The organism is Pseudomonas cichorii, assembly GCF_003700275.1.
GTDB classification, from domain to species: domain Bacteria; phylum Pseudomonadota; class Gammaproteobacteria; order Pseudomonadales; family Pseudomonadaceae; genus Aquipseudomonas; species Aquipseudomonas cichorii_B.
The window spans coordinates 30,120-45,258 of record NZ_RBRE01000091.1 but is presented as its reverse complement, the minus strand read 5'-3'; the positions used below and the strand labels follow the sequence as shown (position 1 = coordinate 45,258).

At 59.0% G+C, this 15,139-nt stretch carries 11 protein-coding genes, 2 tRNA genes and 1 pseudogene; 6 read left to right on the top strand and 8 right to left on the bottom strand.

All coding sequences use genetic code 11. The annotated features are described in order from the left end of the window. Nucleotides 1-18 precede the first annotated feature (18 nt). Both ALQ04_RS24270 and ALQ04_RS24265 read left to right on the top strand, forming a co-directional pair. The gene (locus tag ALQ04_RS24270) at nucleotides 19-780 is read left to right on the top strand and encodes a TerC family protein (RefSeq protein WP_122318290.1); all 762 of its coding nucleotides are present in this window, start codon (nucleotides 19-21) and stop codon (nucleotides 778-780) included. Nucleotides 781-1,230: 450 nt separating this feature from the next. Continuing rightward, nucleotides 1,231-1,920 (top strand): peptidase C39 family protein, encoded by a 690-nt coding sequence (locus tag ALQ04_RS24265; protein WP_122318289.1) that lies wholly within the window; start codon nucleotides 1,231-1,233, stop codon nucleotides 1,918-1,920. A gap of 86 nt (nucleotides 1,921-2,006) precedes the next feature. On the opposite strand, the gene ALQ04_RS24260 is transcribed toward ALQ04_RS24265, so the two are convergent. Then, nucleotides 2,007-3,290 (bottom strand): FAD-binding oxidoreductase, encoded by a 1,284-nt coding sequence (locus ALQ04_RS24260; RefSeq protein ID WP_122318287.1) that lies wholly within the window; start codon nucleotides 3,288-3,290, stop codon nucleotides 2,007-2,009. A gap of 182 nt (nucleotides 3,291-3,472) precedes the next feature. On the opposite strand from ALQ04_RS24260, the gene ALQ04_RS24255 reads away from it, so the two are divergent. Next, nucleotides 3,473-3,549, top strand: a tRNA-Val gene (locus ALQ04_RS24255). Nucleotides 3,550-3,713: 164 nt separating this feature from the next. Beyond that, nucleotides 3,714-3,790: transfer RNA gene (locus tag ALQ04_RS24250), tRNA-Val, on the top strand. Nucleotides 3,791-3,875: 85 nt separating this feature from the next. Here ALQ04_RS24250 and ALQ04_RS24245 read toward each other — a convergent pair. The 3 genes from ALQ04_RS24245 to ALQ04_RS24235 form a co-directional block, all read right to left on the bottom strand. Then, nucleotides 3,876-4,235 carry an NUDIX hydrolase gene (locus tag ALQ04_RS24245; protein ID WP_122318285.1) on the bottom strand — a complete coding sequence of 120 codons (360 nt, stop codon included), beginning with the start codon at nucleotides 4,233-4,235 and terminating at the stop codon, nucleotides 3,876-3,878. Nucleotides 4,236-4,453: 218 nt separating this feature from the next. Further along, on the bottom strand, nucleotides 4,454-4,810 hold the full coding sequence (locus tag ALQ04_RS24240; RefSeq protein ID WP_122318283.1) for a hypothetical protein: 357 nt from the start codon (nucleotides 4,808-4,810) through the stop codon (nucleotides 4,454-4,456). A 244-nt stretch (nucleotides 4,811-5,054) separates the two neighbouring features. After that, nucleotides 5,055-6,119, bottom strand: a complete 1,065-nt coding sequence (locus ALQ04_RS24235; protein ID WP_122318480.1) for an NAD(P)-dependent alcohol dehydrogenase — start codon at nucleotides 6,117-6,119, stop codon at nucleotides 5,055-5,057. 261 nt (nucleotides 6,120-6,380) lie between these two features. On the opposite strand from ALQ04_RS24235, the gene ALQ04_RS24230 reads away from it, so the two are divergent. Together ALQ04_RS24230 and ALQ04_RS24225 are read left to right on the top strand one after the other, a co-directional pair. Next, nucleotides 6,381-9,281, top strand: coding sequence for an EAL domain-containing protein (locus tag ALQ04_RS24230; RefSeq protein ID WP_122318281.1), 2,901 nt, complete (start codon nucleotides 6,381-6,383; stop codon nucleotides 9,279-9,281). A 141-nt stretch (nucleotides 9,282-9,422) separates the two neighbouring features. Continuing rightward, entirely contained in the window at nucleotides 9,423-9,974 is a 552-nt protein-coding gene (locus ALQ04_RS24225) for a hypothetical protein (RefSeq protein WP_122318279.1), read from the top strand. A gap of 118 nt (nucleotides 9,975-10,092) precedes the next feature. On the opposite strand, the pseudogene ALQ04_RS24220 reads toward ALQ04_RS24225, so the two are convergent. From ALQ04_RS24220 to ALQ04_RS24205, 4 genes and pseudogenes are all read right to left on the bottom strand, one after another. Next, nucleotides 10,093-11,012 (bottom strand): annotated as a pseudogene (locus tag ALQ04_RS24220) (carbohydrate kinase family protein). Between the two features lie 24 nt (nucleotides 11,013-11,036). Next, nucleotides 11,037-12,518, bottom strand: a complete 1,482-nt coding sequence (gene xylB / locus ALQ04_RS24215; RefSeq protein ID WP_122318277.1) for a xylulokinase — start codon at nucleotides 12,516-12,518, stop codon at nucleotides 11,037-11,039. Between the two features lie 9 nt (nucleotides 12,519-12,527). Further along, nucleotides 12,528-14,009 carry a mannitol dehydrogenase family protein gene (locus tag ALQ04_RS24210; protein WP_122318276.1) on the bottom strand — a complete coding sequence of 494 codons (1,482 nt, stop codon included), beginning with the start codon at nucleotides 14,007-14,009 and terminating at the stop codon, nucleotides 12,528-12,530. Nucleotides 14,010-14,027: 18 nt separating this feature from the next. After that, entirely contained in the window at nucleotides 14,028-15,131 is a 1,104-nt protein-coding gene (locus tag ALQ04_RS24205; protein WP_122318274.1) for an ABC transporter ATP-binding protein, read from the bottom strand. Nucleotides 15,132-15,139: the final 8 nt, after the last annotated feature.

The following is a 15,139-nucleotide window of genomic DNA, read 5'->3' as shown; positions in this document are numbered from 1 at the left end:
CCAAGCAGGACATGATCTATGGAATACCTTTTAGAACTCGCTTCAAGTCCCGCAGCCTGGATTGCCTTGGCCACCCTGGTGGTCATGGAGGTCGTGCTGGGTATCGATAACCTGATCTTCATCTCGATCCTGACCAACAAGTTGCCGGAACATCAGCGCGCCAAGGCCCGTCGTCTGGGTATCAGTGCTGCCTTGATCATGCGTCTGGGCCTGCTCAGTACCGTGGCCTTCATCGTCCAGTTGACCGAACCTGTGCTCGACGTGTTCGGCCAGGCGTTCTCCTGGAAAGACATGATCCTGATCGCGGGTGGCTTGTTCCTAGTCTGGAAGGCGACCACGGAAATCCATCACAGCATGGACAGCAAGGCTGAAGAGGAAAAGACGATCGGATCCGCTGTGACCCTGAGCATGGGCGCGGCAATCTTCCAGATCCTGCTGCTCGACCTGGTATTCTCCATCGACAGTATCATCACGGCTGTGGGCATGACCGAACACTTGCCGATCATGATTATCGCTGTGGTGTCTGCCGTGATCGTGATGATGGTGGCTGCCAACCCGTTGGCCAAGTTCATCAATGACAACCCGACGGTGGTCATGCTGGCCCTGGGCTTCCTGATCATGATCGGTATGACGCTGATCGCTGAAGGTTTCGGTGCCCATGTGCCTAAAGGCTACATATACGCCGCCATGACGTTCTCGGCTGCGGTTGAGATCCTCAACATCCTGGCTCGCAAGGCCAAGCGGAAAAAGGCTGCCGCTCAACAAGCCGCCAACGTCTGATCCTTCGGATCGACGGCTGTAAAAAAATGGTCGGCCCTGTAATGGGGCCGACCATTTTGCATTTCATGGGGTGTATCAATGAGCTGCTACAGGCTGTCTCTTGTCCAGGCTGACCCTTGGTGTCGGTCGCACTGTGCGCGGTTGATGGCGGCGAGAAATCCGTAGTACCCCCCAAAGCATGGCACCTGCAACCATCAGCCATGCCACGATCAGCATCACGATTGTCATTTCCAGGCTCATAAGCGCCTCCGCATTTGCTGCATTTTTCTGCTGTCTGAATAACTGACAGTCTAGTACCGCACATGTTTCGGTTAATTGACTGCTATGACCGAATTGATCTATCCAGTGAGCTTGACTGCGTCACAAGGCTATACCCATGCCTTGCGCAGCTCTATGATCGGGGTCCGAGTCAGGTCGTGTACTGCCTGACGCCTGCTGAAGTGAGTGAACATGCTGCCGGTATCTTTCCTGTCCAAAACCGCCAGATCCGCCTGGGTGGTTGCCCTTGTGCTGACCCTGGCGGCCTGTGCCTCGATGGTCACGCCTGAAATCCAGCGCTTGCCGGATCGGGTGGAACTCAACTCCGTGCCTTTCTTTCGTGGTAACGCCTATCAAAGCGCACCGGGAGCGCTGGCGGGCATGCTGTCCAGTCACCAGGTGCTGATTACCCCTGGCTTGCTCGACAAACCGCTGCAATTACCGGGAGGCGAAGATCGACTGGAGCGCAACATGCAGAATGTGGCGCGCGAGTACGGCTTTGTGGTGTATCCCCTCGATGGCGACCTGCATGCGCTGCTGGAGCAGGTGTCTGCGGGGTATCCGGTGATGTTGCGGATCTCTGAAGGATCGGCCTGGTGGAAAGGCCCGCGCTACGTCGTGCTGGTGGGCTATAACCGCATCAAGCAGACGGTTCTGCTGCAGGCGGGCATGAATCGTCGGCAACTGATGAGCTTTTCCGGCTTCGACTCGGCCTGGAAGGAGGCGGGCAGTTGGGCGGTGCTGATTCAGGGGGCGCGGCAACTGCCTGCCAATGTCGACCGGCAGCGCTGGTTGAAGGCTGCCGATGAGTTGTCCCGGGCCGGGCAGGAGCAGGCGGCAGGTGAAGCGGTCAAGGCGCTGGCACGCCAGGGCGCCAAATGAAAACGGGTGTTAAATAAAAACAGCACTTCTCTGCGGGCAGTGTGAAAACCATGTCGCATGGACCGGTTTTCACACCGCCTTCAAGCTCAGAAACCCAGCTTGTCGCGCAGGCTGTAATACCAGGCGCCCAAGGCCGTGAGCGGAGTGCGTAACAGCTGACCGCCGGGGAATGGGTAGTGCGGCAGGTCGGCGAAGGCATCGAAACGTTCTGCCTGGCCACGCAACGCTTCGGCCAGCACCTTGCCCGCCAGATGGGTATAGGTCACGCCATGGCCGCTGCAACCCTGCGAGTAATAGATGTTGTCGCCCAGGCGTCCGACCTGTGGCAGGCGTGACAGGGTCAGCAGGAAATTGCCGGTCCAGGCGTAATCGATTTTCACATCCTTGAGCTGCGGGAAGGCCTTGAGCATCTTGGGGCGGATGATGGCTTCGATATTGGCCGGGTCCCGCGCGCCATACACCACGCCGCCACCAAAGATCAGGCGTTTGTCGGCGCTGAGGCGATAGTAGTCCAGCAGGTAATTGCAGTCTTCGACACAGTAATCCTGAGGGAGCAGGGTGTTTGCCAGTTCCTCGCTCAGTGGTTCCGTGGTGATGACCTGAGTGCCGCAAGGCATCGACTTGGCCGCCAGCTCCGGCACCAGATTGCCCAGATAGGCGTTGCCGGCCACGATGATGAATTTGGCGCGTACCTTTCCTTGTGCGGTATGCACCACCGGACTGGCGCCACGCTCGATACGAATGGCCGCCGACTGTTCGTGGATCACGCCGCCGAGGGATTCCACGGCAGCGGCCTCGCCAAGGGCCAGGTTCAGCGGATGGATGTGGCCGCCGGTCATGTCCAGCATGCCACCGATATATTGCTCGCAGGCCACCACTTCACCGATGCGACGCTTGTCCATCAGTTCCAGATGGGTATGCCCGTAGCGCTCCCACAAACGCTTCTGCGCTTCCAGGTGTGCCATCTGCTTGTTGGTGAGTGCAGCGAATACGCCGCCGTCCTTCAGGTCGCATTGAATGCCGTAGCGGGAGACTCGATCACGAATGATCGCCGCGCCCTCGAACGCCATTTGCCCCAGCAATTGCGCCTGTCTTGGGCCAACGCTGCGCTCGATGACATCGATGTCGCGGCTGTAGCTGTTGACGATCTGCCCGCCGTTTCGTCCCGACGCACCGAAGCCAACCTTCGCGGCTTCGAGTACGGTGACTTTGAAGCCATACTCAAGCAGGAAAAGGGCGCTGGACAGCCCGGTGTAGCCCGCGCCGATGATGCACACATCCGTTTCGACCTCGCCGTGCAGAGCAGGGCGTTCGGGCACCGGGTTGGACGAGGCGGCGTAGTAGGACTGCGGATAGTGCGTGTTCGCCATCCTGAGACTCCGTTTAAAATTCTTGACGAGTGCAGTGATCCTACCCGAGATAAAAATCCTCTACCAGTCATCCAGAAAAACATATATCGCTGCGCAGAGCTTAAAAGCTTCGCGAATTCATAGGCTTAGCTGAAAAAACAGATTGACACGCCTGTCGATATCCGTAGAATGCGCCCCACAGCAGGCACGTAGCTCAGTTGGTTAGAGCACCACCTTGACATGGTGGGGGTCGTTGGTTCGAGTCCAATCGCGCCTACCAGATAAAATCCGCTCTGCTGGGCGGTGTGAAAGGGCGATCCGAAAAGGTCGCCCTTTTTGCTGTGCGCTCAGGAAATGCACGCAGAAAAAATCCGGATATTCAGAGAGTTACTGCGAAAAGCCATTGACACGCCTGTCGATATCCGTAGAATGCGCTCCCACAGCAGGCACGTAGCTCAGTTGGTTAGAGCACCACCTTGACATGGTGGGGGTCGTTGGTTCGAGTCCAATCGCGCCTACCAAACAAAATCCGCTCTGCTGGGCGGTGTGAAAGGGCAATCCGAAAGGGTTGCCCTTTTTTCGTTTCGGATTCTCGAAAGGAAGGCCTTATCTCTGGGCGAATGACTTGACGATGAATCTGGTCGCCGTGCTGGTCTTGAGGTCGCTGATATTTCTGGCCTCTAGCCATTTGCAGGCGGAAATCTCGTTCTGCGGTGACGGTTCGCTGGAGGCCGGGATCATGGCCAGGAATACGTGATGCAGGACTCTTTCATTCTCGTATTCATCCACATACAGCAGCTCCAGGTTTTCCAGGCCGGTTTCTTCGCTCAGTTCGCGCACGGCTGCCTGGGCGGGCGTTTCGCCCGCTTCAATCCTGCCGCCGGGCAGTGACCATTTCGATTTTGGCTTGCGAACGTAGAGGACCTGGTCGTCACGCTTGCAGATGACTGTGGCTCGTTGTTTCATCTTTTCACCTGTTAACGTCCAGTCCTTTAGATATCTATCTGCATCGGCGCCACGAACTTGAGGCAATCGATGAGCAATACGCGAATGCAGGAACATGTAATAAAAACTTAACTTTCAATCAATCACATCCATGCCGGACGGTTACAGGAAAGAGTAGTCGTGCCGTAATGAAAGAGCCCGACGCAGTGCCGGGCTCTTGTCAGGTATTTTGAGCGCTTTCACATAAAATCTGCTGCGGGGATATGTTGCGCCATTTTCCGGTAGGTTTTTTCATCGGTGGCAGCCAGCAGGGTTCTGCCATCTTTGAGGGTTGCCACAAAGGTTATTTCCTTCTCTTCGCTGGCCAGCAGCGCACCAGCGGCAGCGCCTACGGGGCCCAGCACCAGAGCGCCTGCCAGAGCACCATCCATTTTCCTGCTCGATGCTTGACTGGCAATTTCCACAGACTTTATTTCATCCTGTTTGAAACAGATCCCGGGCCATGGATGAAGTGGGGTTACAAGAGTAATGGTGCCAGAACGATATTCCCCATTACCTTGAAGAAAGTCACCCGCTAAAACATTGATCTTAGCCATGTGTATTTCTCCATTGTTTCAGCCAATACCTATTGCGCGCCCCATAAAAGGGCATGTCAACAGCGTAGGAGTTCGGGAGAAGGGCTTTATGACGAATGGTTTAACGGTGTTCAAGGTTAATTGCAGCAAGATATGTCAATAACAGCATTGGCTATTAGCGTGCTCCAAAACGAAGCTATGTTTCATAAAGCTGTCATGGATGAATGGACTGCCCTCGCTGAGCGGACAGTCCGGTTATCGAGTGTCAGGCTGCCGAAGCTTCCTGTTTCAAAGTGGCCATGTCGATCACGAAGCGATATTTCACATCGCCCTTTAGCATGCGCTCATAGGCGTGATTGATGTCCTGCATGGCGATGACCTCAATATCGGAAACGATGCCGTGTTCCGCGCAGAAATCCAGCATTTCCTGGGTTTCCTGGATGCCACCGATCAACGAGCCAGCCAGGCTGCGGCGTTTGAAGATCAACCCGAATACCGCAGGTGACGGATGAGGCTCGGCTGGCGCGCCGACCAGCGTCATGGTGCCGTCGCGTTTGAGCAATGCCAGGAAAGCGTCAAGATCATGGGGCGCGGCCACGGTATTGAGGATGAAGTCCAGGCTATTGGTCTGGGCTGCCATCTCTGCCGGATCCCTGGAAACCACGACTTCATCGGCACCCAGGCGCAGGCCGTCTTCGCGCTTGTTGGGCGATGTGGTGAACAGCACCACATGCGCGCCCATGGCATGGGCGATCTTCACCGCCATATGGCCCAGCCCGCCAAGGCCGACCACGCCAACGCGCTTGCCAGGCCCGACTTTCCAGTGGCGCAAGGGTGAATAGGTAGTGATGCCGGCGCACAGCAGCGGTGCGACCGCGGCCAGATTGTCGCTGTGGGAGATGCGCAGGACGAACTTCTCCTTGACCACGATATTGTCGGAGTAGCCACCAAAGGTATTTTCACCGCCGAACACCGGCCCGTTATAGGTGCCGGTAAAGCCGCTCTCGCAGTACTGCTCGTCGCCTTCGGCGCAGGATGCGCACTGCTGGCAGCTGTCGACCATGCAGCCGACACCTGCCAGATCGCCGACCTTGAAGTTTTTGACGTCAGCGCCCACGGCAGTGACGCGCCCGACGATTTCATGGCCGGGTACCGAAGGGTAGAGAGTGTTGTGCCATTCGTTGCGGACGGTATGCAGGTCCGAGTGGCAGACGCCGCAGTACAGAATGTCGATCTGCACATCGTCGGCGCCGGGAGCGCGGCGTTCAAAATGATAGGGCTTGAGAGTGTCGGTAGGTTCTTTTGCGGCGTAACTGTAGGTCTTGGCCATTGCGATCACCTTTTGCAGATGGGTTAGAAATCGAAAGCCAGCATAGCTGTTGATCAGGGCTTGCAGCGTGGCAGCGTGAGCGTTTTTGACCCGGCCAAGGATCGAATAGTGCCACTCGCCTCGGTTTTTCTGATCGGGCGATGAGTCCGCTGCGCATTGTGTAAAGCGGGTTTTCTTGGCTTCAATCACATATCCTGCTTGCCAGCATTGGGCGCTGCCGCCGAAGATAGTCACAGTCAGTTACAGGATTTGGTGTTTTTCATGCAGGTTCCCCCTTTGTCCCCAGACTTGTACCAGTCCACTGATGACTTTTGTGCAGCAGAACCGGCACTGACAAATGAAGAATCCATTCAATCCCTGCTGGACGAGGCGCGAAAGCGCATGCCCAGTGTGGTCTGGGCGGCCTATGGTGCCGGGACGCAAAAGCGCCTGTTGGGGAACGGGTGTGCCCAGGCCGACTGGCCCGCCCAGATACCCAGTGACGGCTTCGACGATTTCTGCCGCAAGCGGCAATTGCAGCGCTGGGTCATGGGCATGGGCGAAGCTGCGCTGGGCTGGCTCCTGGCGCCCATGGCCGAAGAGGCCAACCCGGAGCTGGCCGATCTGGCCATGCGCCTGGGGTATCTATTGCAGAGTGCGGCGCTGGTCCGGGCGCAGAATACCCAGCGTGTCCTGTATGAAATCAGCTATCTGGCCAGCTCGACACGTGATCGCAGCACCTTTCTCAAAGGTATCCATAAACAGCTTGCGACACTGATCGATACCGAGAACTTCTATCTGGCCCTGTTCGATGGCCAGAGGGACAAGATCACTTATCCCTATTACATCGACGTGGCTGATCATGAAGCCAGAGAGCCGGAGAGTTTCGAGTATCTGGACCGCTCACGGCTGTCCATGACCGGCTATGTCCTGACCACCGGCCAGCCGATGTTTGTCGATGCCTTCGACATTCGTCAGGCCCAGGCTCAGGGCCGCTTCTACTGTGTGGGGCGGCTGCCCGAGTTCTGGATGGGCGCGCCACTCAAGAAAGCCTCTGACGAAGTGTTCGGCATGCTGGCCATGCAGGTGTATGACGTCTCGCGGATTTACAGTGTCGAGGACCGTGCACTGTTTCTGGTGGTTGCCCGGCATGTGGCAATGGCGCTGGACCGGATTCTGCACCGTGCTGACCTTGAGCATACGGTGTTACTGCGCACCCAGCAGCTTTCGGCGGCCAACGATGCGCTCAGGCAGGAAGTGGCTGACCGTGAGCGGGCGGAGCACTTGCAGAGTGCGCTGTTCCAGATTACCGAGTTGTCCAGCCAGCCGGGCGACATGGCGGAGTTGTTCCATAGCCTGCACATGATCGTCGGCGAGTTGCTGGTGGCGTACAATTTCTATATCGCCCTGTACGACAGTGCCACGGGCGAGGTGACATTTCCCTATTACAGTGATGAGCGACTGGCGACGACTCCCCGGGCGCGGCGTGGTCAGCGTGGCTTTACCGAGTACGTCATTCGCCAGCGCCGTCCTTGCCTGATCGATCAGGAAGATGCTGGCAAGCTGGAAAGGTCAGGTGAGATCGAGACCCAGAATGACGCCAATCGCTCGTCATCCTGGCTGGGCATCCCGCTGTTCGAGGGTGATGATGTGCGTGGCGTGCTGGCGGTGCAGAGTTACTCGCAAAGCGTCAGTTACACCCTGCGCGACCAGGAGTTGCTGACCTTCGTATCGCGGCATATCGACACGGCTCTGTCCAGGCGCAGCGCAGCCGAAGCGATACATACGGTCAATCTGCGGCTTGAGGCGCGGGTCCAGGATCGTACCCGTGAACTGGATCTGGCCAATGCCCGGCTCCAGCATGAAAATTCCCATGACTCGCTGACCAGTCTGCCCAATCGCAGCCATCTGCAGCAGCGCCTGAAAGATGCCTGGCAGGATTTTTGTGCCCATGACCAGCAACTGGTGGTCATGTTCATCGATCTGGACCGCTTCAAGGTGGTCAACGACAGCCTGGGGCATCACTTCGGCGATATCCTGCTGGTCCAGGCGGCTGCACGCTTGCGTAGCTGTATTCGCGATTGCGATCTGCTGGCGCGTCTGGGCGGGGATGAATTTGCGGTGCTCGGGATCGGCGCGCCGCTGGCGGTCGGGGTCGGGATTGCCGAACGCATTCTGGAGGCGTTCGACCTGCCGTTCTTTATCGGCGGGCATGCGGTGTTTTCGTCCTGCAGTATTGGCGTGGTAGGGGCTGACCGGCAGTTTCACCAGGAACCCGCCGAATTGTTGCGCGATGCCGACACGGCGATGTATCGCGCCAAGAATGGTGGGCGTGACAGCTTCGTGGTGTTCAACCAGGAATTGCGTCGCGAGGTTTCGGATCAGGTCGAGCGCGAAGGTGCATTGCGCAAGGCGCTCAAGCGTACCAATGAATTGGTCCCGTATTTCCAGCCGATTGTCTGCGTCAGCACTGGTCGGCTGTTTGCGCTGGAAGCCCTGATTCGCTGGCGCCAGCCCGACGGCAGCGTGATCGCGCCCGGCAGCTTTCTGCCGGCTCTGGAAGGCCTGCGCCTGATCGGGCGTCTGGATCTGTACATGTTGCAGCGCGTCGTTGCGATCCTGGCCGATCCGGCCAATGCCCACTGGCCGCCGGTGCATGTGAACTGCTCCAGTTACAGCATTACCCGCCCGGAATTCGCTGCCGAAGTCCTGGCCCTGCTGAATGAGCATGACGTTGCGCCTTCGCGCCTGTGCCTTGAGTTGACGGAAGGCGCGCTGGTGGCGGACCCCGAGCAGGCGCGCCAGTCCATGAAGCAACTGGCCGACAAAGGCATGTCGGTGGTGCTGGACGATTTCGGCGCGGGGTTTTCCTCGCTCAGCTACGTGCATCAGTACCACTTCAGCGGCCTGAAAATCGACAAATCCTTTGTTCTGGAACTGACCACCAGTTCCAGAAGCCGGGCGATTGTGCGCGCCATCGTACGGATGGCCGAATCGCTCGATCTGACCGTCGTAGCCGAAGGGGTGGAAGACCATGCCACTCTGGAATTGCTGCGCGGGATGGGAGCAGGGCAGGCTCAGGGTTATCACTTTGCCAAGCCATTGCCACTGGAACAGCTCGACCTGAGCAAGGATATCGAGCTTGGCCAGCACTGGACCCAGACCGGCAATGACTTGCCATGACCGGCAGCCGACTTCCGCCCCGAACAGGTTCTGGACCGGATAACTTGAGATTGGCCTTTTAAAATCAGTGGCTTATGTCTTTAAAGGTAACTGGCACTGGTTTTGCTGCGTAAGGGTCGCACCCATCGCAGGAGGTGAAAGATGATTATCAACAACGGCTCGCTCGAAGGTCTGGTTTCCAGATTCGTCGGGCGCAAGGCAGTGGATGAAGTCTCCCAGAGCTCATTCAGTACCGTTGCGGCTGCGGAAAGCATGGTCCCTGCTGTCACTCCAGTGACGGCTCGGGCAGACAGCTCCGCGTCGGGAGACAGTACCAAGAGCAACAATGGCTATGATGAATCCTTTGCCCGGATGATGTTCAACATCAAGACATTGGCTGAGAAGACCCTGTCCGAGAAAACCGCCGACAGCGATAACGGCGTTACCGCTTCGACCGGCACCACCAGCAGCAACGGCAGCTCGAACATCAGCTCGATACAGCAGGAATTCATGGATTACATGAAACAGTCTGCCGAAGAGAAGATGCGCGAAAAACTCACCGGCGTCAGCAAGGACGAATACGACGCCATGAGTCCTGAAGAGAAACTGGCGCTGGACAAGAAAGTCCAGGAAGCCCTCAAGGAGCAGCAGAATGCTGCGGTTGAGGATATCAATGCCAGGATCAATGGGATCAAGGCCGGTATGGTCGCCTGATAGACTCAGATTGTGTGAAAACTACTGCGCTCGGTCATGCTGCGTTTTCACACAGTCTGAGTGGGGGCGAATTCATTCGCGAAGCAGTTCGCGAATGAATTGGCACCCACACGGTACGTTACAACTGATTCCTGTAAGGCAGATCCGGGCCAACCTTGGTGCAGGTCAGGGCTGCCGCCTTGACGGCAAAGCCGAGCATTTCATCCAGGGTTTCCCGCGACAGGGACGCCAGGCTTTGCGGACTATCCAGTTGGCGCTCGCTGAGGAAGGTCAGCAAGGCTGCCTGGAAGGTATCTCCCGCGCCTACCGTATCGACCGTCTTGACGCTTTGCGCCGCAACCGACCAGCTTCCATGCTGCCGGGTAAAGATACTCGCGCCTTGCGCGCCACGGGTCAGGACCACGAACTGGCAGCGCTTGCCCAGCCAGTCCTGGGCAATGCTCTGCGGATCGCTGTCCGGGTAGAGCAGATGCAAATCCTCGTCGCTGACCTTGATGATATGCGCGTGCTCGGCAAAGGCACGGATCTGGGTGCGCCAGCGCTCGATATCCGGCGCGGGATTGAGCCGCACGTTAGGGTCCAGGGTAATCAGGCGCTGGCTGCTTTCCCGGGCGACCAGGGCCAGCAAGGTATCGGCAATCGGTTGCACCACCAGCGAAAACGAACCCACGTGAATGCCGCGCACTTGCCCGTCGAGCGCCGGCAGATGCTCCAGCCGCAGTTGTCGGTCTGCGCAACCTTCACCGCGGAAACTGTAGGTGGGCGAACCGTCTGCTCCGACGGCCACCATGGCCAGGGTCGTAGGCGCGTCGAAGTCGATCAGGTAGTCGGGGCTCACCGTTTCCTGTTCCAGCACTGCACGCAGGCGCTGGCCCAGATAGTCGGTCGACAGCCCCGCACACCCAGGCGACGCAAACCTATGGCGACGTTGAATGGTGAACCACCGGCAATCGCATCAAAGCCCAGCATGTTGAGCGGACCGTTATCGTCCGCCCGGGTAAAAATATCGAAAAGCGCTTCGCCGCAGACCAGAAACATACGTGCTCCATCAAAGGACAGTGATCAGACTGCCCGCAAGTGATCTTGGTAACGTGCATGGACACGCTCGTAAGCGGCCACATTCTCGGCGACGGGATGAGTCTCGCTGTCGGGGTCGAGTCTGACGCAACGTTCGCACAGCGTCTGCAAATCCGTTGCCTGCCCGTTCTCGCCAGACCAGCACCAGGCCGCCTGAATAGCCGCACCCAATGCCGCCGCCTCGGCGTATTCGGTACAGATGACCTGAGTATCCATGATGTCGGCGATCATCTGGCGCCAGATCGCGCTTTTCGAGCCGCCGCCAATCAGCCGGATGGTCTGGCTCTTGATGCCGCTGGCACGCAGCAGGTCAAGGCCGTAGCGCAGCCCAAGGCTGGTGCCTTCCACTACCGCCCGACACAGATTGGCCTGGGTCAGATTGGTGCTGTTCAGGCCGAGAATGCTGCCGGTGGCATCGGGCAGGGCGGGGACCCGTTCACCATTGAGAAACGGCAGCATGAGTACACCTTCCGCGCCAATCGGCGAGCGGGCGATGGCCTGATTGAAACCGCCGATATCCAGGGCGAACAGCTCGCGGATCGCGCTGGTCGCGTTGGTCAGGTTCATGGTGCAGATCAACGGCAGCCAGCCACCGGACGAGGAACAGAACGTCGCCACCGAAGGCTGCTCGCTGACCTGCGGCTGGTCGGCGAAGGCATACACGGTGCCTGACGAGCCTAGGCTCATGGTGATCATCCCCGGCTGGATATTGCCGGTGCCGATGGCGCCCATCATGTTGTCGCCGCCACCGCTGGACACCACGGCCTGCGGATTGAGGTTCAGCAGCCGGGCGACCTCGTCGCGCAGGGTGCCCACTTTGTGCTGTGCCGGCAGCAACTCCGGAAGAGCCTTGCCCAGCCGGCCCGTCGGGTCGATATGCGCCAGCAGCGGCAGATCCCATTCCCGGCTGCGCACATTGAAGTAGCCGGTGCCCGAGGCATCGCCATAATCGGTGCAGCAACGTCCGGTCAGCCAGTAATTGAGGTAGTCGTGAGGCAGCAGGATCCTGTCGATACGCTCGAACAGTTCCGGGTGCTGCTCCTTGGTCCACAACAGCTTGGAAACCGTATAGCCCGGCGCGATGGCCAGCCCCAGGCGTTGCAGCGAACCTTGCTCACCGCCCAGATAATCCAGCAGACGCTGGTTTTCAGGCGCGCTTTCAGTGTCGCACCACAGCTTGGCCGGGCGCAGCACCTGGCCTTCGGCGTCCAGCAGCACCAGCCCGTGTTGCTGGCCGGAAACCCCGATGCCCTTGATCTGCTGGCCTGAAATCCCGGCCTCGGCCAGCGCGCTGGTGGTCGCCTGCTGCAGCGCATCCAGCCACTGCTGCACGTCCTGTTCGCGTCGGCCATGAGCGTTGCTGATCAGGCTGTGCGGCGCCGAGCCTTCACCCAGTACCTGACCGCTCTCGGCATCCAGAACGATGGCCTTGGTGCCTTGCGTACCGCAATCGATTCCAAGAAACATGGCAGTTCCTCAAAGGCCGTTGGCCAGGATTTTTTCCAGAGTGCCGCTGACTCCCAGCTCCCGCAGGTTATTGAGATTCTGCTCGAAGGCGGCGACGAACTCGGCCGAACGCGGAATCGCCAGGCCGAATATTTCTTCCACGTCCAGCAGCCGTTGGGTCAGCAGCACATCGTCGGCCACCAGCGCCTGACAGAAGTCGGCCCGCGGGTCGGGGATTTTGTAGGTCGTACCGTTCTCGTCCACGCCCTTGAGATACAAGGCCCAGGCGGCAACCACCAGCGAGGCGCGCTGCAGATTGCCCTGATCGAGAATCAGGCGGTTGATGGTCGGGATGGTGAACTTGGGAAATTTCGAGGAGCCGTCCGAGCACACGCGCTCCAGTTGGTCGGCAATCGCCTGATTGGAGAAACGTTCGATCAGGGTGTCCTTGTAGCCTTCCAGATCGATGCCCGGTACGGAGGCCAGTTGCGGCGTGACATCCAGGTCCATGTAAGCGCGGATATAGCGCACGAACAGTGGATCGTTCATGGTTTCGTGAACGAAGCGATAGCCCTTGAGAAAGCCCAGATAGGTCAGGGCCAGATGGCTGCCGTTGAGCAGCTTGATCTTCATTTCCTCGTAAGGCGTGACGTCGTCGGTGAACTGTACGCCGACGTTCTCCCAGGCCGGACGACCGTTGACGAACTTGTCCTCCAGCACCCATTGCACAAAGGGTTCGCAGACCACAGGCCAGGCATCGTCGATATGCTTTTCATCGGCCAGTTTCAGGCGATGGGCAGAACTGGTCATCGGCGTGATGCGGTCGACCATGGCATTCGGGAAGCTGACATGTTCGGCGATCCAGTCATGCAGGTCGGCGTCGCGCAGGGCGGCAAAGGCCAGCAGCGCCTTGCGGGTCACCGCGCCATTGTGCGGCAGGTTATCGCAGGACATCAGGGTGAAGGCCGGTACGCCGGCAGCACGACGGCGGGCCAGGGCTGCGCAGATGAAGCCGAACACCGTGCCGGGCGTGTTGGGATGGGCAAGGTCGTGGCGGATCTGCGGCAAGTGCGCCATGAACTGGCCGTTGCTGTCGTCGATGCAATAGCCGCCTTCGGTAATCGTCAGCGACACGATGCGAATCTCGGGGCTGGCCAGTTTGTCGATCAGCGCCTGGGGATCGTCCTCGGCCAGCAACATGCCGCTGATGGAGGCGATGATCCGGGTTTCGGTGTCCGGCGTGTCGCCCAGTTCATAGAGGGTGTACAGATAATCCTGGCCTGCCAGGGCATCGCGTACGGCGCGATCCTCGGGGCGCAGGCCGACGCCGCAGATGCTCCAGTCCAGGGCGTCGCCGCTGTTCATCAGCGCATCGGTATAAAACGCCTGATGCGCCCGGTGGAAGCCGCCGACGCCGATATGGGCGATGCCCTGGCGGGTTTCGCCGGGTGAGTAGGCCGGACGGGCAATATCGGCGCCCAGTTGTGACAGGTTCTGCTTGTTCAGTTTCATGGCACGGCTCTCCAATACTTAAGCGGCGACCTGCAAGGCCTTGGCAATCACCAGTCCCTGCTCGTCGAACAGGTGGCAGTGGGCGCTATCGAGATGCAGATTCAGGGTTTCGCCGTACTGGCTGGCCAGGTCGCCCCGGATGCGCACGGTCAGTGCTTCGCCGGAACGGGTACGCACATGGCAATAGGTATCGCTGCCCAGACGCTCGCTGACATCGGCGGTGACCTGCAACTGGCAATCGCTGTCCTGGGCGATATTCAGGTGCTCGGGGCGAATGCCCAGCGTGACCGGCGCACCGACCGCCAATCCCGGACGGCTGACCGGCATGCTGATGCGTGTACCGGCATCCAGCTCGACTTCGCAGGCCTGGCTGTCGACGCGACTGATCCGGCCCTTGAGAAAGCCCATTTTCGGCGTGCCGAGAAAGCCCGCGACAAACAGGTTGACCGGGTGGTGATACAGCTCCAGTGGCGAGCCGACCTGTTCCACCTTGCCGCCATTGAGCACCACCACCTTGTCGGCCAGGGTCATGGCCTCGACCTGATCGTGGGTCACGTAAATCATCGTCGCCTGCAGCTCCTTGTGCAGGCGCGACAGCTCCAGCCGGGTCTGGACCCGCAAGGCGGCGTCGAGGTTGGACAGCGGTTCGTCGAACAGGAAGATTTTCGGATTGCGCACAATGGCCCGGCCGATTGCGACCCGCTGGCGCTGGCCACCGGAAAGCTGCTTGGGCTTGCGCTCCAGCAGCGGCCCCAGTTCGAGGATGCGTGCGGCTTCATCGACCTTCTTCTTGATCTCGGCCTTGTCGCCGCCCGCCAGATCCAGCGCGAAAGACAGGTTCTTGCCCACGGTCATGTGCGGATACAGCGCATAGGTCTGGAACACCATGGCCAGGTCGCGCTTGGCCGGGGTGACCTGGGTGATCTCCCGGCCATCGAGTTCGATGCTCCCGGAAGTGACTTCTTCGAGCCCGGCAATCAGGCGCAGCAGAGTGGATTTGCCGCAGCCCGAAGGACCGACGAAGACCACGAACTCACGGTCCTTCACGTCCAGGTCGATGCCTTTGATGATTTGGTGGCCGTCGAAGCCTTTTTGCAGATTTCTGATGCTGAGGTTAGCCATGCTTAACT